Source organism: Myxosarcina sp. GI1(2024), assembly GCF_053543375.1.
In genome coordinates this window covers 177850-193927 of the sequence record NZ_JBKGTY010000004.1, presented here as the reverse complement: position 1 = coordinate 193927, position 16078 = coordinate 177850, and the positions used below count along the sequence as shown (strand labels likewise).

Here is a 16078-nt window from a genome sequence, read left to right as displayed (position 1 = left end):
AATAAAAAAAAGCGATCGCTGTTTGAGTGGCGATCGCCTTGAGTTATAAATATTTAATTAGCGATGAACTATTCAATTAGGTTCTCCTTAGAGGAGAAACTCCCTCCATTGAAACCCAGATTTGGTCTGATGTCGAGTCGGGGTTTGCGCAGCAATTCTCATTTTGAAACCTGAACGGAAGAAAATAGAGGGTAAAAGATAAAAATTGGGAACTTGTTCGCGAAACTTTTTCGCGAACAAAGTCGAAGAGTTAATTGATTGTGAGTCAAAGTAAGCTCCGGAGCAGCTATCATCCCTGAGCAAGTTCGTTTTGAGCCATGAAAAAGCCAAGTAATACTTGGAACAACCAGCTATTACTTTGTAGAGCTATAAGGGGCGCGAATTGGTTCAGGTTCAACAGTCGCGAAATTTAGCTAGAGTTAACCCCGTCAGGTGCTTTTCCCTCCCTCAGCATAAACTCGAACAAAGTCTGCCAACTCTCAAACCATAAATATCTGGTCAGTGCCCGAAGCTCGTTGAAGAAGGTTTGGCGAGTAACCAACATGGAGCGAACGGCACGATAAGTGATGTGGATTAAATCCAGAGTGGTGTGGAAGAGATAGGCTAATAAATTAAGGCAAAATAGAAGTTCTGCCTGGTGGTTTTGACCGTGACCAAAATTATGTTCGAGATGATAAACCTTAGTTTTGAGAATATTATTCCCTTCATTTTCTACCTTCCAGCGTGCACGAGCAGCAGTGACAATCTCGGACACATTCTGGGCATGAATTTCATGGCAAGTAGCAAAGGCATTGTAGTATAGAGTTTTCTGGTTGCTGGTATCTGTTACCGTCACCTCACACCAGTTTACGTCCAGGGCTGGTTGGGTGGCTCTGAGGGGAATTTTATTCACAAAACGATAGTGATCAGACAAACGCTTTCGTCCATGGAACTCAATCTCGGTCAGAGTTTGCACTTCACCGACTCGTTCGAGGTAATCCACCCAGTCATAAACTTCTGGATGGGAGCTTCGCTTACAGACGAAGATAAAATGATAGCCATGGTTCAAAGCCTTTTCACAGATGGGTTGGTTACAGTAGAGGTCATCCCCAAGTAAAGTTACAGGCGGGTCTTGTGGCTCACAGGCATGGGCAGCAATCCAACGCTTGGCAGCAGCGTTTTCACAATCTTGTTTGTCGTGACCATCTTGGGGAGTGATGAATTCAGGTTCTAAACTGATGACCTGTGGTCGTCCTGGAGCCACTAATACTGGTGTTACAGCAGCGTGAAAATAGGTGGTGCTGCCGTTTTTATGTGTCTGATGGCAACAGTGACAGCAGTGAATCTTCTTGGACGAGAAATATTCAGTGCCATCGAGAGTCAGTAAAAATTCTCCACCAAAGCACTGATAGGGCTTGAGATTTCCCGTTTTTGACAAACCGTCATAGACGGAGCGAAAGACCCCAAACACCGTTGAAGCTGGCACCGGGTCGAGCAGGGTACGAATCTGATTATCACAGGGGATGCGCTCGATCCCAAACAGACTAGCCGCATTATCTCTCCCTTTCTGGGTTTTCATCAAGCGTTGATGGTCTAAAAATGACCTCGATTGCATGAAAAAGACCGAAAAAGCACTTTTTATCGCTTCTTCAACCCTATATTTGGTGTTATTGCCCTGTTTTCTTTCATCGGGCAGCTCATCTAACTCGTCGGTTAGCATCGATAATAATTCAGGCATCCCTATTGCTAAACCCATGTTGCCACTCCAGCGAAGGTTAATGCCTTTTACTTTAAGCTAATTGCCCCTTCTTGTTTTAGTTCTCTATGTTGAATAGAGAACTAATTCCCAATTCTTCTGCTTGTAACGATTCTGGACTGGGTTTCAATGTCATGAAATCTTAAAATGAGAATTGCTGCCCCAAACCTCTACCGAATCAGATAAGGACGATAAAGCTGTGTCGGTTGATAGACAAACTGTTTGTATAACTTGACCTGCTGCATCAAAATATGCCATCGAGGCTGATTTTCATCTGAATTAGTTTGAACCTCTTCTTCCATACGCCGTACAAAAGCTGTTAATGATTTCTTGCGTCCAGAATTATTTAAATAGCAACCACCATGATGATAGGTAAAATCTTCTTCAACGTTCATTATCCGACGATTGATTAAATATAGAACCAAAGAATCGACAATAGGAACGCGAAACTCCTCAATTAGGTCTGATGCTAAAGCAGCATGGCGGTCGCTACCCTGATGCAAACAAGCTTGATAGGGATCGAGTTGTTGCAGTTCGATGATGGCAAGAAGATGATTCCACAACACCTGATAGCCAAAACTCAACATCGCATTAACTGGGTTTCCAGGGGGGCGACGGCGACGGGCAACAAATACAAAATCAGAATTAGTAATGGTTTCGCCATAAGCCGAAAAATAATTAGCTGCCGCTGCACCCTCACAACCAATAAGCTGTTGGAGATTTTCTACACGACCAGCTTTAGAAATAAGGTATTCTAAATTCAGTATGGTTTGGGCTATAGTTGCCGATTCTCGTTTTCCCTGCTGTCTCTGTAACCAGACGCGACTATTTTTGAGTTTGCCAATGACAATTTCTCTGGCGACTGATAATCTTTCAGCAAATGATAGCTGGTGTTGGTAGCGAGTTAACTGACGGTATCCTCTGGCTAAAGGTAAAACTCGCCCATAACAATAACCCATACGAGATAGATAAACAATTGGAATGTCTTGCCGAATACAGGCTTTAATCGCTTGTGTAGTTACTTGCGAGTTACCAAAGACTAAGATTTGTTCGATTAAAGGTATCTGTATCTCCTGCAAAATCTGCTGCTTGCGCTTAACTATCAAATTCTCTTTGTTCGCACAGACGTAACAACCTTGTTGGGAAATATACAAACTTTTCATTAATAATTTCTATTTCTTCTTTGTATTTCTGAAGAACGTCCTGCATGAGTTAAATCGCGATCGAAATCAGGTACAGAAAACCTATTTTGTCGTGATGGAGATATCGATAGCCAAGAAACCACCATATCGGCAAAAACACCAACAAAAAAACTAGCTACAGTTACTAAAAAAGTGTTGCCGATTACGGCAGCTAAACCCAAAGGTGCAATTAATAATAAAGTTAGAGTAATCGCTCCGTTGGTAATGGCAGTTGCTAAGTTTCTTACTACGGCAGCACGAGTTGATATATACATACAATAAAATTAAAGTCTTTATAAGAGAACGGGGAACGGGTAACAGACGATAGGTAACAGAAAAAAGAAAAAACTAAATTGCCAATGCCAAACTACAGTTTTCTCATGTGAATGAGGTTTTAAACCAAACTCTATTTCGTCTTCACCTATAGCTACTTAACATTTATATGCATAATTAAATACGACTCTAATTTAGCCAGTTTTAAAAAGCTGTTCTCGTAAATCCCGATATTTACCCAGGCAACATTTTTAAACTCAAATTTATAATGAGACTTAGTTATTGTCACTAAAAATATAAACTTAACAAATATTTTCTTTTAATTGACACAAAAAAATTTCTACTTAAGAGCGAAAATCAAAAATTTTCTATTCTCTATTCCTCATTTTCCCATTTCCTATTCCATAAATAAATGAACCTCTCTCCAAAAATAAACCGCTATGATAGTCCACAGTCTTTAGAAAGACTACTATTACTTATCGCTACATTAATTAAAAATTCTGGTATTGGCTGTGCCGACCCAGACCGCCAACCCGACGGCAAACATCACAATGCTTTAGAGTTGGTTCGAGACAAACTGAGGCAAATAGCCGCATCGCTGCAAATCGAGCTACCAGATAGTTATCCTGCAATACCGACTATTCGGAAAGATTTGGAATTGCTTAGAGACTATCAAATCTTAGACCGTAGAATGTATCGTTGGGGTTATTACTTGGGTACGGGAGTAATGAATAAACGAGAACTAAAAGCGGCTTTTAACGCTTTAGAATCTCAGGCAGTTTATCAAGGAGATCCCGAACTAAGAAAAATTTATCATACATTAAAAAAAACGCAGAATGAGAGGATTCGAATTTGGCGCTCGCCAAGATTTCTTTTATCCTGTCAGACAACATCTCAACCGCGCTATCAACTATACCGATCCTCAAGAAATGATGAAAAAAGGAAAATACCAACACACCTTGTTTCATCAAATAGAAACGCTAGAAAATGCCATTATTAAAGGTCAAGCGATCGAGCTTTTTCGAGAGCGCGATCCCTATCAACAGGAGCAGCTTGGATTTGTTTATGTCTATCCTTTGCAACTAATTTATTACGATATTGCCTGGTATTTAATCTATGAAAACTATCGCGACCCCGAAGCGCAAGCTCTTCGAGCTTATCGCACTTTATCAGTAGTAAGAATCGATCGCTTTAAAGACCATCTAAAGATTATTATCCCTGAAGGTAGAAGCGTTAGCGAACAAAAAAACAGTCTCGACAATTCTCACCAGCTTTTAAAAAATGGTTGGGGTTTGTATTTAGGTAATGCCGAGGAGCAACAACAAGAGTTACAGGGGAAACTAGAATTACTCAATTTCAAAGTGCGCTTTTTTCCTCCTGTAAATAAGTTTATTGCAGAGGGTGAATTACGACATCCACGACAGAGCATCAAAAAACATAAGGAAGAATATTTAGATTATTCGGTGAAATTACCGCTGCGATCTCTAAAAGAGTTTGGCATTTGGGTCAATAAATACCTCGATTGCGCTATGGTCTTATCTCCTCCCGAACTAGTTGAAGAACATCGCAATAAAGCTTTAGCTTTGGCAAAAAGATATGGTTTCTGAAGGGAATAGGGAACAGGGAAAAGAAAATAATAATTCTAGCAAAATTCTACCTGCAAATTCGATCCCAATTGTGACTTTTGAACTTTAATCTGTGTAAACTGTTCTGCTAAAGCGGGAATATGAGTAATTACACCAATTAAGCGGTCTTGCTGTCGCAAAGATTCTAGCGTGCGCGTAACGATATTTAATGTCTCGCGATCGAGCGTTCTAAAACCTTTGTTCAAGAAAAGACAACCAATTTCAGCACCCATTGATAACTTTTCCGATAGGGAAAGAGCCATTGACAGAAAAGCAGCAAAAGTTTCTCCTCCAGAAAGAGTCCGAATACCGTGCATTTCGCCAGCATTCCAATTATCTTCGACGTAGTATTCGCCATCTTATATTCTCAAAGCGGCGTTGGTAAATAGCGTAATGCTATTGGGTCTAAAATCGAGTAGTTGGGATTGGTAGTTTGTGGCTCATGGAATATCGTTTCAAAGTAAGAAAAATGGTTTTCGCCGAGGAAAACAGTCATATAGGTGTAAAAATTGTGGGACTCAATATATAGCTCATTCCTGTTCAAGAGCATACTCTCCACAAACCAAACAAACTTGTATTGAAATGTAGCTCAATGGCATCGGTATCAGAGGAATTTCAAGAGTAACCAAAATTAGTCATCCTACTATCTTGAACTGGATTAAAGAAGCAGGAGAATCTTTATTGGATGAACCTCAAGATGAACAACTGCCCGAAATTACTGAAATTGATGAACTTCAAATGCCGAATGCACTCGCCCGCAAGCACCTGAATCAAATTCAGGTGAACGGGCGAGCTTTTGTGGGCAACAAAAGAAACCAATACTCGATTTGGACAGTGGTCAATCACCAGAAAAAAGGTATTATTATTTGGACTATAGGCGATCGCTCTCATCAGACATTTGCGGTTCTTTGGTCAATTATCAAGTGTTGGCATAGCTTTTGGTACCTAACGGATGGATGGAAAGTTTATCCAATGTACATAGAACCAGAAGAGCATCTCATCTCCAAAACTTACATGACCCTGTAAAACGAGTTTGTCCTTTTTTGACCATCTGAGGCGGGTATGTAAAATAAATTGTGTCAAAGGTCAAAACACACTCTAATAAATAGAATTAATGTGAGGAATGAGACTATGACCTTTCGACCAGAGTTAATTGATGAACTGCTCAAAGACTATGAAAAACCAGAAGACCTTATTGGAGAAGGAGGAATCCTCAAACAACTGACCAAAAAACTCGTAGAGCGTTGTTTAGAAGCTGAAATAGACGTACATCTAGAGACTCAGAAGGCAGAGCGGGGCAAAAAAGAGCGACAAAATCGACGCAACGGACACAGCCGTAAAACCATTAAGGGGGAGTTTGGCGAAGCGGAACTTGCCGTGCCTCGCGATCGCGATCGCCAATTCGAGCCTCAGATGGTCAAAAAAGGACAAACTCGTTTTACAGGCTTCGATGACAAGATTCTCGCCCTGTATGCGAGAGGAATGACCACTCGTGATATCCAAGCCCAACTACAAGACCTTTATGGAGTAGAAGTATCGCCAGCCCTGGTATCTCAAGTAACCAATGCGGTTCATGAAGAGCGACTCCAGTGGCAAAATCGCAGCCTAGAGGCAGTGTATCCAATTATCTTTTTTGATGCTTTGGTCGTCAAAGTCAGACAGGAGGGAAGAGTCATCAACAAAGCCGTCCATCTAGCTCTGGGAATCAACATCGAAGGCGATAAGGAGTTATTGGGGCTGTGGATGACCCAGACAGAAACGGCAAAATTCTGGCTGTCGGTGTTAACTGAGTTAAAGAATCGTGGAGTCAAGGATATCTTTATTGCTTGTATCGATGGTCTGACGGGCTTCGCCGAAGCGATTGAAACGGTATTTACGCAAACCCGCGTACAGTTATGTATGGTACACATGGTCAGGAACTCCCTACGCTATGTCTCCTACAAACACCGTAAAGCTGTTGCCGCTGACCTCAAACGAGTGTACACTGCCGCTACTGAAGCTGAAGCCGAACAGGCACTAATAACTTTTGCTGACAAGTGGGACTCCACTTATGCCCCAATTAGTAGGTCTTGGCTGGCTCACTGGCAGCACGTGATTCCGTTTTTCCAGTTTCCTCCAGAAATCCGTCGCATTATTTACACCACTAATGCGATCGAGTCGATGAATATGACTCTTAGAAAAGTGTTGAAGAATCATCGGATTTTTCCAACAGATGAAGCTGCGCTCAAAGTTATTTATCTTGCGATTAATAACTTATCTCAGAGATGGACTAGACCTTTACGGGATTGGAAAGCTGCTTTAAATCGATTTGCCATCGAGTTTGAAGGACGGCTTCCACTTTAACTTTCTTTGACACAAACTTATTGACAGATCCCGAAGCCGCAGCGGCAAAGCCGCTCGCACTCTACTCTTCAAATCTTATTTCGCCACCTTAAACTATTTCTATTTAGCTCCCGAATATAACTATCGGGTTTATCGATGATATCTTCAGCAATGGCGATCGCTTGTAGTAATTGTTCTGCCGATAGCTGTTTGTATGCCGCACCTGAAGCGCGATCGATGACTTCATACCAACAGCAATTGAATAAATTATCGAGAATGATTCTAGCAAAACAATGATTTAGACTTACGGGAAAATCACGCTGCTTGGCTTGTGCTGGTAATTCTTCATTAACCAACTTTAGATATTTCTTACGAAGCTGTTCGATATTCAATATTTAATGCCAAACCATCACTGAATATGATTTAGTCGAAATGAATTGTCGAGCTACGATCGTTTCAGCGTTTCGCTCTATTTAGCTCCTTTTGATAAACGGTATAATTTGCCTTAGCTACCAGCCTGTTGCTGTTGTCCATAAAGCTGCCGTCCTGATTCTAGTTGAGAGTTAATCTGCTCACGGTTATCAATAAATGTGTGCTGTTCGTTGAAGTTACCGATGGGACGCTCTCCGATAATGTAGTGGCGCACTGGCATATCTGGAGCATTGATAACAATGCGATCGGACACGCGTACTGTTGCCTGGGCTGCATTGGGATTTTCTTCTTCAAGTTGAGAAACTACCCAAAGCTCATTGTTTACCACATATACATCTTGAATCTCCAAATCATAACCACCAGAGGGAACCTCAGCTTCGACAGTGAGAGTACGCTCAGTGCGCTCTGCACCGGGTACATCGACATCAATGTAAGGAACTTCAACGGTTTCTTCTTCCTGTACGACAACGACTTTAGGCACTGTAACCCTGCGCTCGGTTACTCCAACATTTACATCAGGTCCCTCAATATCGAATTCTGGTAACCTTCCGGGTTCTACCTCTACATCAGGTAAGCGACCTGCTTGTTCTTGCTCTACTCGACACGATGTTAGAGGAAAAAGGAGCAGAATTAGCGATAAAGGTAGAATTTTTGCTAGATTTAAATCTTTTCTTTGCAACATAATTGTAATTTATAAGCTGTTAAGAGTTTTTAAGTATTAAAAGAGTTCTGAAAAAACATAACATTACCAGTTCAGCCATGCTTTCAGTAAAAGTAAATCGATCTGTTTGTCTTTGATAATTTCATACTAATTAATTTGTATTCGCTTTGCATCACCCTAAAGTTACATAAGAATTTATTTATAAAGGTTTCAGCACTTGAGTTTTCCTTATCGACCAAAATTCTCGGTTGCTATATAAAGACGTTATCGCGTTTATCACTGGCAAGTAAAAGCTGGTTTAAAAGTAAAGGGTTACTCGACGATTTAGAACTCAAGATGCATTCTAATATACGCCTAATTGAAGGTCGATGGCCGTGATAGGAAGCTCACAATCGCTAACAAATTAACTATTTATTCCTCTCAATGTCGTTCTGTCCCGTCTCCAAACAAAATACTGGTTTCACTCTCATAGAGATGCTCGTTACCGTCATTGTAGTTGGCATTATCGCGATCGCTGCTCCTAGCTTCTTAGGATTACTCAATCGCAACCGAATTAATTCGGCTTGAAGCTTAACAATGCTGTCATCGCTGTAGAAGCATAATTAGTTCATACTTATCCAAAAACAGTAGTAAACGTCTATGAAAAAACAACCGCAAGGAGCGCTTTCTGGCAATGGGAGCAGTTATAGATAAAATTATTTCTAGCAGCCAGGGTGCAAAACGCTGACACCATAACGCTAAATGACTCTGCCACCCGAGACAGATTTCTTCCTGGTCTCGCTTTAATCCTGAGATCAGAGCCAGAGCAACTTGTCGAGCAGTCATCGGTTTAACCAAACGAAATCGCTTGAGTCCCCGTACCATATCGGTGTCAGTTAAAGAAGGTAGCAAAGCAACCACACGCACATTGTCGGGAGCTAGTTCGACTCTCAAAGCTTGGGTAAAACCTAATAAAGCAAATTATTTGGTGGCCGAATAAGTAGCCATAGTAGGAGCGGCAATTTTTCCCATTAGGCTAGAAACGTTGACTATAGTTCCTTCTTGCTGATGAACCATCCGTTTGGCGATTAAACGAGTGATGGTATAAGTTCCCATCAAGTTGAGGGAAACTTCGGCTTCTATCTGTGACGGGTTGGTTTGTAAAAATGTACTTTGGTGTGCTACTCCCGCACAGTTGATTAGTAACTGAATCGGACCCTCTTCACGCCAAGCTTTGATTAGAGTGATGCTAACTTCTTTGATTTGAGTTAAATCCAAGGGAAGGACAACAACTTCGATCCTGGAATTGCTCCCGTGAATTTCTGTGGCTAATTCCTTTAATTTAGTTGCATCACGGGCGACTAATAAGAGTTTTTTAAAGTCTTGTTGAGCTAAGGCTAGGGTGATCGCTCGCCCAATACCGCGAGAAGCTCCTGTGATTAGAGCAGTTTTCTGGGAAAATTTCATAGCACAAACCTTTGATCGATTATGGTTGCATTGCTTGAGAATAAAATACAAAGCTAGTAAATTAGTCCAGAAAGATTAGCTAGAGGATTAAACAAAAAATATTTTGAACGAGTCTTGAATTTATTTGGAGTTTGGCTCGTTGGCAAAGTAAGCATAAGTGCCGATAGTAACAGCTAAAAGCCAGCCTAAAAGTAAAACGCTAACTAATGCGATTGTCATGATGTTTCTCCTCAGTCAAACACTGAATTTGAGCTATAAACACAAGGTAACAATTTTGTCTAGCGATTTTAGTGTTTTTTAATAAACCAGGGAAATTGTCACATAGAGCAATAGAATTCTCAGACTGGTAAAGAACTCGAAAGTTGGCAGTTGTGATGTGGGATCGCCAAACTTTGATAGTTTCGCGATCTAGGTTGTTTGTATTTCAACACAATTGTTATGAGAAACTGATTATGCTCCGAGGTGTTTATGAGTTAAAGGTAAACCTCAATCTCGCTCAGGTGTACGACCCTAATTAAAATAAGTAAGTCCTGACGTTTGTGCCAGGACTTGTTTTTAATATAGAGATTAATATAGGTTTGTTGTTTATCCAGATTAATTATCGGCTTGAAAATCTTGAAGAGGTGCGATCGCTCTCACCGCTCAAATAATTAATGAACATCGACACCAATCCCGAAATCCAAGAGTTCCTTCAAAAATACGATTACGCTCCGCGTAGCCTACGGATCGCCTGCTCCTAGACGAACGGGGAATCATTAAACTCAAACCTGCGGATTTCTATCAGACTCTAGATTACGACGAATTTAGAGTTTGGTGTATCTGTGGGGCTATATATCAAATCCCAACTATCGAACTAATCGACTGGCTAAAAGCTAATTTTAATCTCGACAAAGCCATAGAAATCAGTGCGGGTAATAACTATCTCTACCATCACCTCGGCATCAAGGGCATTGACAACTATTCAGAGCAAATACCAGCAGTAAAGAAAGTCCATCAGCTTCTCATGTCACCTTCCACTAATCCACCACCAGCAGTAGAAAAGATTGAGGCGATAAGCCTTCGGCATAGCTTCGCTACGCTGCCATCGAGAAATACCAACCCGAGAGGTAATTACCTCTTGGATGACTTTAAAGACTGAAGATCCAGAAGATATCGATGCGGGTCATAAATACGCCCCAGATGAGGAGGAGATTTTAGATAGAGGCGTATTTTATGTGTTTATCGGTAACGAAGATATTCATGGCGACAGAGAAATTATGAATAAACCTCATAAAAACTATCACTTCGATTGGTTAGTTTCTAGAAGTAAGTATCTAGAACAGAATCGTATTTATGTATGGAATAATTTACTATAAAATTTCCGAGTTCAAATACTAAAATTGTTCGGAAGTTTTTTCAAAAGCCCAGAGGATAAGAGCCTAAATTTAGTTGAAAAAGTCTTAAAATGCCTAAATATCAAGATATATATCCATCTGAGCCACTAATACAAAGCGTTAATTTAGTGCGTCCTCTAGCAGCAGATTTACTTACTTTAGAGTATTTTGAAGCCGAACCAGCCTCAATGCCTACAGATAGGTACGAACAGCATCATATTATCCTCAATTTAAGAGATGGGCCTCATCGTTTGGAGAACTGGCGCGATGGCAAACATCGAGATTTTATCTATCACAAAAATGAAATTATCGTCACTCCTGCTGGCGTGGAAAGCGGTTGGAGATGGCACGTTAAAACCAAATGTATTATTATCACTCTCGATCCTACTAAATTTGAGAGGTTCGCTCAAACTGAACTGGGAATTCTGTTAAGCGATCGCGCCTTAAAAGATTTACCTCAGTTTCTCGATGAAGATATTACCCAGTCTGGAATTCAGCTTTTAGAAGCTCTACAAAGTGAGATGGGTTCGCAAGTAATGTTTGAATCCTTTGCCCGTGTTTTTCTTACTAAACTAATTCTCAAATACGGCTTACAGGAGGAAGAATATGATTTTTCTAAGAGCTTTACCGCCCAACACTACAAGCAGGTATTGGATTACATAGCAGCTAATTATGGCAAAAATATTTTACTAGAGGATTTAGCGGCACAAGCCGATCTTAGTACTTCCCATTTTTCTCGATTATTCAAACAAACTATCGGTCAGAGTCCCTATCAGTACTTGATGGCTTATCGAGTGGAGCAAGCTAAAAAAATGCTCGACAAACCTAACGTATTGATGATTGATATTGCCTTGAACTGTGGATTTTCCGACCAGGCGCATTTCTCTCGTACGTTCAAAAAGATCGAAGGTTTGACTCCCAAGCAGTATCGACGCAAATAACGACCGAGATTTTGTTCGGTTAGTAAAAGTAAGAATCTTCAAAAAATTAGATAAAAGCCTTCAAGAGATATGTTTTCGGCTTCTGTAAATTGAACATATAAGGTTCAACTGAAGGGGTGACAAGGGAGCTAGAAAGATTGCTGGATAATAAACATAGCTCGTAGACCCCTCTGGTAAAAAGGCAGCTTATTGAGATTGAGCCACATCAATTTGTTTATCCATTCCTTCATCAAGGTAAATGAAACCAGCCAGCTACTACCATATAAACCAAGCCAAAAGTAGCTGTTGCGAGTCAAAGATTGTTTAATTTTTCGATGGCGACCGATGTATTTAGACTGACCTCGAAGGCTAAGAGTATGTCCTTTGAACACCGAGTGAGTGTAAGCAATGGCGATGAGCAAAACTAGACGAGTAAGGCGTTCAATCTGAGCTTGCGACCCCTCGAGATTGTAGCCACCTGACTTGCAATCTTTAAACATCGCCTCAATCCCTACGCGCTTTTTATAGGCTTTGACAGCTTCAGGTAAATTGGGTAAATTTGTCAGCAGATACCAGGGTTCCTTTGCCCCCATGCCTCGGTAAATACGTCGCCAATAGACCCCTAAATAAATCCCCGAAACTTGATGCAGTTGAGTGACTTTAGTTTCTTGATAAAACCGTTGGTCTCCTGGATTAACGTCTAGGTCTTTTAAGGGAGTAAAACCTAATTGAGTTACCATTATCTTCGTACTCTTTCTCTGTCGAAGCACAAAGTAGACCTGCTGCTGGGTCAGCCACTTAGCTAGTTCAACACTCTGGAATTCTCTGTCTCCTAAAATAACGATTTGGTGTTGTTTAAACAGCTTCAATACTGGACGTAATATGGCTTTTTGTTGAGCGAAGTTACTGGCTCCTTTCTTCTCTAGAAACTGCCAGTATATAGGCAAAGCTCTTTTCGCCATCACTACTCCAACCATGAACAGATTTTTATCTTGCCATTGAGTTCTATCTAAGACTAGATAAATTGTCTGGTCTGGCAAGAATTTCTTTTGAACTACTTCTTTGACTATGGGAAACCAGACTAACGAAACTGATAAAGCTGAGGACTTCAAAAACCTTTGGATTCGGCGACGACGGCTCTCATATTTAATTGGTAAAGGGAAGTATGCAGCTAGTCTTTCTATCTTTACTTGTTTGTAGGTCTGGATAAGGTATACCAGCACTTCCAAAGTAATTAGTTGGTCATCACTCAGATAACGTGAAAGATGATTGCGGTACAATTGGTTTAACATTTTTTAGGGTTCGGTCGGATTCTCAATAACTGACCGAATCTTTTTTACCATAGGTTGTCTCTGTTCCCTACACTGTCTGACTTCTCACAGGGTTGTCACCCCGTCAGAAGGTTCAAACACAAAGAAGCAAGAATTATGAAAAATCTACTTTTAGTCACTGCCACTGCTGCCACACTACAGTTAGCACTTGTCAACAATGCCGAAGCAGCAGAGGTCAAAGAAGTTACTTTTGAGAGCAATAATCAAAACTTGGTCGGCGATCTCTATCTTCCCGACGATTACCAAGCAGGAGACAAATTACCAGGAGTAGTAGTAACTGGTGCTTGGACGACGGTAAAAGAACAAATGCCAGCAACTTATGCTGAAGCAATGGCAAATCGCGGTTATGCAGTTTTGGCTTTTGAATTCCGTAATTGGGGAGAATCAGAAGGAAACGAGCGTCAATTAGAAAATCCTGCCAACAAAACTCAAGATATTGTCGCTGCTGCTAATTATTTGACTACGCGCCCTGAAGTAATGCTAATCGGATTGCTGGCTTGGGAATCTGTGCCAGTGCTGGATACATAGCAGATGCGGTAGTACAAAGTGACGATATTAAAGCGATCTCTCTAGTTGCTCCTTGGCTACACGACCGCTAAATTGTCAACGAGGTGTATGGTGGCGAAGAGTCGGTACAAAGCTTAATTGCAACTAGTCGTGAAGCGAAAGCTAGCTACGAAGCAACTGGAGAACTGTCTTTAGTACCTGCTGCGAGTGATACCGATCCCAATGCCGTGATGCAGCAAGCACCATACTATACCGACCCAGAGCGAGGAGCAATTCCCGAATACGTCAATCAATTTAAACTTGCCTCTTGGGAAGGCTGGTTAACTTACAATGCTATTGCTACTGCCGATGAGTTGGATAAACCAGTAAAGATAATTTATTCAGAAGATGCGGCAATTCCTCAAGGGGCAAAAGAATTTTATAACCGTCTCACAGTAGAAAAACAAGAACTGTGGTTGGAAAATACTACTCAGTTTGACTTTTATAATTCTCCCGAAGTTGTTTCAAATACTAGCGATGCGGTTGCTGTATACTTCGAGCAAATTCTTTAATTTAAATAGATTATTTATTTCGCTCCACAAAATCAATTTCATTCACTAATTTCAATAACTTAATTATTCAGGAGTACATTACAAAATGCAATACAAATTACTGGGAAAAAGCGGACTTAGAGTATCCGAACTCTGTTTGGGAACAATGACTTTTGGTGAAGACTGGGGTTGGGGTTCATCGAAAAAAGAAAGTCAAAGAATTTATGATACATTTCGCGAAGCTGGCGGTAATTTTATCGATACCGCCAATGTTTACACTAATGGGACGAGTGAACAGTTTCTCGGTGAGTTTATCTCCTCCGAAAGAGAAGCTGTAGTTTTAGCAACTAAATACACTAATGGATTGGGAAATAGCAATCCTAACGGTAGCGGCAACCAACGCAAAAGTATGGTGCAGTCGGTAGAAGGTAGTCTTAAACGCCTGAATACTGATTATATAGATGTTTTATGGCTACACACTTGGGACTTTATGACTCCAGTAGAAGAAGTAATGCGAGCTTTTGACGATCTAGTGCGGGCAGGAAAAGTATTATATATTGGTATTTCAGATGCTCCTGCTTGGGTCGTAGCTCAATGTAATACCTTAGCTGAATTAAGAGGTTGGACCCAATTTATCGGTTTACAAATTGAGTATAGTCTGATTCAGCGTACTCCAGAAAGAGAACTTTTACCAATGGCTCGTACCCTCGACATCGGCGTTACGGCCTGGTCGCCTCTAGCCAGCGGTTGGTTGACTGGTAAATATACAAGGGGTAACGCAACTCAAGAAGAACGCAGATTGGATAATGAAATGATGAAAGGGTTTGTAGATAAGAGCGAGCGCAACCTAAGCATTGCTAAAGAAGTGGATAAAGTTGCAGAACAAATAGAAAATAGTTCTTCGCAAGTTGCTTTAGGTTGGTTATTGAGTAAAGGCGTAATTCCCATCATCGGAGCCAGAAAACTTTCTCATCTTCAAGACAATCTCCAATGTGTAGATGTAAACTTATCAGCAGCACAAATTAAACAACTCGATACAGTAAGTCAAATCGAACTAGGTTTTCCCCACGATTTCTTTAAAGCAGATATGGTCAAAAACTTTGTTTATAACGGTACATTTGACAAGATTTACAATCATCGTTACTCACAACTAACAGATTAAGTGGTTTTAAACCCTTCTATCAGTTAGCAGTAGGGGGTTGGCGAATCGATTCATTTCCCTTAATTAATTTAATGCCTACCGCATCTAAACAAAAGATTGGAATTTTATTTAAATAAACAGCAAGACCGATGAAATTTATTACAGGAGCTATTATAGGTGCATTGGCTATGACACTTGCAGTCAATCCCTCTAATTCTTTTAGCGTCAAAACAGCAGATCGAGCTGCGATCGACACAATTGTCGAAAGCGTTGCTAACGGTACTCAAACAAAAATTAAGCCCAAATATAGCCCAAACTATCTTTATAAGCTATGAATACGTCACGATTATGGTTGAGCCATTCAACAAAACGATACGGACAGCTCACGATTCTGAGCCAAGCTCAGAATCCGTGTCCTCAAGATATAGCTGTACGAAAAGCTTCCAAAGCTTCAGAAAAAGTGTTCAAAGGTGCGGAATGCACTGCCGCTTTCCACCTCGAATTCAATTCGAGGTGGGTCGGCAGATTGTTTGCCCAGCTTCTTCTTAATCCTCCAGTTAGCTTATGCCAAAGAATAAAAGTATAAGCACTTTAGCTTGTT

Annotated in this window: 18 protein-coding genes and 3 pseudogenes; 11 read left to right on the top strand and 10 right to left on the bottom strand. The window is 40.7% G+C overall.

The features are described 5' to 3' along the window. Nucleotides 1-409: 409 nt before the first annotated feature. The 3 genes from ACLFKQ_RS18425 to csx18 form a co-directional block, all read right to left on the bottom strand. Nucleotides 410-1735, bottom strand: coding sequence for an ISNCY family transposase (locus ACLFKQ_RS18425; protein WP_448998174.1), 1326 nt, complete (start codon nt 1733-1735; stop codon nt 410-412). 170 nt (nt 1736-1905) lie between these two features. Continuing rightward, complete coding sequence (cas1, locus tag ACLFKQ_RS18420; protein WP_449001216.1) at nt 1906-2898, bottom strand: CRISPR-associated endonuclease Cas1; 993 nt, start codon at nt 2896-2898, stop codon at nt 1906-1908. After that, a complete protein-coding gene (csx18, locus tag ACLFKQ_RS18415; protein WP_449001215.1) occupies nt 2898-3191 on the bottom strand; it encodes a CRISPR-associated protein Csx18 in 294 nt (97 codons plus the stop codon). Before csx18 ends, cas1 begins: the two co-directional genes overlap by 1 nt. Nucleotides 3192-3601: 410 nt before the next feature. Between csx18 and ACLFKQ_RS18410 the strand changes: the two are divergent. After that, nucleotides 3602-4796 (top strand): annotated as a pseudogene (locus ACLFKQ_RS18410) (helix-turn-helix transcriptional regulator). A gap of 35 nt (nt 4797-4831) precedes the next feature. Here ACLFKQ_RS18410 and ACLFKQ_RS18405 read toward each other — a convergent pair. Next, a complete protein-coding gene (locus ACLFKQ_RS18405; RefSeq protein ID WP_449001214.1) occupies nt 4832-5131 on the bottom strand; it encodes a hypothetical protein in 300 nt (99 codons plus the stop codon). A gap of 118 nt (nt 5132-5249) precedes the next feature. Here ACLFKQ_RS18405 and ACLFKQ_RS18400 point away from each other — a divergent pair, with 118 nt between their 5' ends. The 3 genes from ACLFKQ_RS18400 (at nt 5250) to ACLFKQ_RS18390 (ending at nt 7157) form a co-directional block, all read left to right on the top strand. Beyond that, the gene (locus ACLFKQ_RS18400; RefSeq protein WP_449001213.1) at nt 5250-5402 is read left to right on the top strand and encodes an IS1/IS1595 family N-terminal zinc-binding domain-containing protein; all 153 of its coding nucleotides are present in this window, start codon (nt 5250-5252) and stop codon (nt 5400-5402) included. Between the two features lie 9 nt (nt 5403-5411). Next, nucleotides 5412-5840, top strand: a complete 429-nt coding sequence (locus ACLFKQ_RS18395; protein ID WP_449001303.1) for an IS1 family transposase — start codon at nt 5412-5414, stop codon at nt 5838-5840. A gap of 105 nt (nt 5841-5945) precedes the next feature. Beyond that, nucleotides 5946-7157 carry an IS256 family transposase gene (locus ACLFKQ_RS18390; protein WP_448998010.1) on the top strand — a complete coding sequence of 404 codons (1212 nt, stop codon included), beginning with the start codon at nt 5946-5948 and terminating at the stop codon, nt 7155-7157. A gap of 68 nt (nt 7158-7225) precedes the next feature. On the opposite strand, the gene ACLFKQ_RS18385 is transcribed toward ACLFKQ_RS18390, so the two are convergent. After that, nucleotides 7226-7528 carry a hypothetical protein gene (locus ACLFKQ_RS18385; protein WP_449001212.1) on the bottom strand — a complete coding sequence of 101 codons (303 nt, stop codon included), beginning with the start codon at nt 7526-7528 and terminating at the stop codon, nt 7226-7228. A 113-nt stretch (nt 7529-7641) separates the two neighbouring features. Then, the gene (locus tag ACLFKQ_RS18380) at nt 7642-8250 is read right to left on the bottom strand and encodes a hypothetical protein (RefSeq protein WP_449001211.1); all 609 of its coding nucleotides are present in this window, start codon (nt 8248-8250) and stop codon (nt 7642-7644) included. Between the two features lie 402 nt (nt 8251-8652). Between ACLFKQ_RS18380 and ACLFKQ_RS18375 the strand changes: the two genes are divergently transcribed. After that, nucleotides 8653-8796, top strand: a complete 144-nt coding sequence (locus ACLFKQ_RS18375; RefSeq protein ID WP_449001210.1) for a pilus assembly FimT family protein — start codon at nt 8653-8655, stop codon at nt 8794-8796. Between the two features lie 15 nt (nt 8797-8811). On the opposite strand, the pseudogene ACLFKQ_RS18370 reads toward ACLFKQ_RS18375, so the two are convergent. Further along, a pseudogene (locus ACLFKQ_RS18370) lies at nt 8812-9675 on the bottom strand (SDR family NAD(P)-dependent oxidoreductase). A 120-nt stretch (nt 9676-9795) separates the two neighbouring features. Further along, a complete protein-coding gene (locus ACLFKQ_RS18365; protein ID WP_449001209.1) occupies nt 9796-9894 on the bottom strand; it encodes an endonuclease in 99 nt (32 codons plus the stop codon). A gap of 902 nt (nt 9895-10796) precedes the next feature. Here ACLFKQ_RS18365 and ACLFKQ_RS18360 point away from each other — a divergent pair. Then, nucleotides 10797-11030, top strand: a complete 234-nt coding sequence (locus tag ACLFKQ_RS18360; RefSeq protein WP_449001208.1) for a hypothetical protein — start codon at nt 10797-10799, stop codon at nt 11028-11030. 89 nt (nt 11031-11119) lie between these two features. Further along, nucleotides 11120-11989, top strand: a complete 870-nt coding sequence (locus tag ACLFKQ_RS18355; RefSeq protein ID WP_449001207.1) for a helix-turn-helix transcriptional regulator — start codon at nt 11120-11122, stop codon at nt 11987-11989. A gap of 128 nt (nt 11990-12117) precedes the next feature. On the opposite strand, the gene ACLFKQ_RS18350 is transcribed toward ACLFKQ_RS18355, so the two are convergent. Further along, the gene (locus tag ACLFKQ_RS18350; protein WP_448998311.1) at nt 12118-13260 is read right to left on the bottom strand and encodes an IS4 family transposase; all 1143 of its coding nucleotides are present in this window, start codon (nt 13258-13260) and stop codon (nt 12118-12120) included. Nucleotides 13261-13395: 135 nt separating this feature from the next. On the opposite strand from ACLFKQ_RS18350, the gene ACLFKQ_RS18345 reads away from it, so the two are divergent. The 4 genes from ACLFKQ_RS18345 to ACLFKQ_RS18330 all read left to right on the top strand — a co-directional run bounded on the left by ACLFKQ_RS18345 (nt 13396) and on the right by ACLFKQ_RS18330 (nt 15812). Continuing rightward, entirely contained in the window at nt 13396-13827 is a 432-nt protein-coding gene (locus ACLFKQ_RS18345) for an alpha/beta hydrolase (protein WP_449001206.1), read from the top strand. Between the two features lie 83 nt (nt 13828-13910). Beyond that, a complete protein-coding gene (locus ACLFKQ_RS18340) occupies nt 13911-14357 on the top strand; it encodes a hypothetical protein (RefSeq protein WP_449001205.1) in 447 nt (148 codons plus the stop codon). Nucleotides 14358-14442: 85 nt separating this feature from the next. After that, nucleotides 14443-15498, top strand: coding sequence for an aldo/keto reductase (locus ACLFKQ_RS18335; RefSeq protein WP_449001204.1), 1056 nt, complete (start codon nt 14443-14445; stop codon nt 15496-15498). 128 nt (nt 15499-15626) lie between these two features. Further along, nucleotides 15627-15812, top strand: coding sequence for a hypothetical protein (locus tag ACLFKQ_RS18330; RefSeq protein ID WP_449001203.1), 186 nt, complete (start codon nt 15627-15629; stop codon nt 15810-15812). Here ACLFKQ_RS18330 and ACLFKQ_RS18325 read toward each other — a convergent pair. Further along, nucleotides 15772-16065: pseudogene (locus ACLFKQ_RS18325) on the bottom strand (hypothetical protein); the annotation flags it as partial. The gene ACLFKQ_RS18330 and the pseudogene ACLFKQ_RS18325 overlap by 41 nt on opposite strands. Nucleotides 16066-16078: the final 13 nt, after the last annotated feature.

Bases quoted from the DNA above. Each gene is read 5' to 3' on its own strand.
- ACLFKQ_RS18425 (WP_448998174.1), bottom strand. From the start codon at position 1,735: ATGGGTTTAGCAATAGGGATGCCTGAATTATTATCGATGCTAACCGAC.
- cas1 (WP_449001216.1), bottom strand. From the start codon at position 2,898: ATGAAAAGTTTGTATATTTCCCAACAAGGTTGTTACGTCTGTGCGAAC.
- csx18 (WP_449001215.1), bottom strand. From the start codon at position 3,191: ATGTATATATCAACTCGTGCTGCCGTAGTAAGAAACTTAGCAACTGCC.
- ACLFKQ_RS18405 (WP_449001214.1), bottom strand. From the start codon at position 5,131: ATGCACGGTATTCGGACTCTTTCTGGAGGAGAAACTTTTGCTGCTTTT.
- ACLFKQ_RS18390 (WP_448998010.1), top strand. From the start codon at position 5,946: ATGACCTTTCGACCAGAGTTAATTGATGAACTGCTCAAAGACTATGAA.
- ACLFKQ_RS18380 (WP_449001211.1), bottom strand. From the start codon at position 8,250: ATGTTGCAAAGAAAAGATTTAAATCTAGCAAAAATTCTACCTTTATCG.
- ACLFKQ_RS18375 (WP_449001210.1), top strand. From the start codon at position 8,653: ATGTCGTTCTGTCCCGTCTCCAAACAAAATACTGGTTTCACTCTCATA.
- ACLFKQ_RS18365 (WP_449001209.1), bottom strand. From the start codon at position 9,894: ATGACAATCGCATTAGTTAGCGTTTTACTTTTAGGCTGGCTTTTAGCT.
- ACLFKQ_RS18360 (WP_449001208.1), top strand. From the start codon at position 10,797: ATGACTTTAAAGACTGAAGATCCAGAAGATATCGATGCGGGTCATAAA.
- ACLFKQ_RS18355 (WP_449001207.1), top strand. From the start codon at position 11,120: ATGCCTAAATATCAAGATATATATCCATCTGAGCCACTAATACAAAGC.
- ACLFKQ_RS18350 (WP_448998311.1), bottom strand. From the start codon at position 13,260: ATGTTAAACCAATTGTACCGCAATCATCTTTCACGTTATCTGAGTGAT.
- ACLFKQ_RS18345 (WP_449001206.1), top strand. From the start codon at position 13,396: ATGAAAAATCTACTTTTAGTCACTGCCACTGCTGCCACACTACAGTTA.
- ACLFKQ_RS18335 (WP_449001204.1), top strand. From the start codon at position 14,443: ATGCAATACAAATTACTGGGAAAAAGCGGACTTAGAGTATCCGAACTC.
- ACLFKQ_RS18330 (WP_449001203.1), top strand. From the start codon at position 15,627: ATGAAATTTATTACAGGAGCTATTATAGGTGCATTGGCTATGACACTT.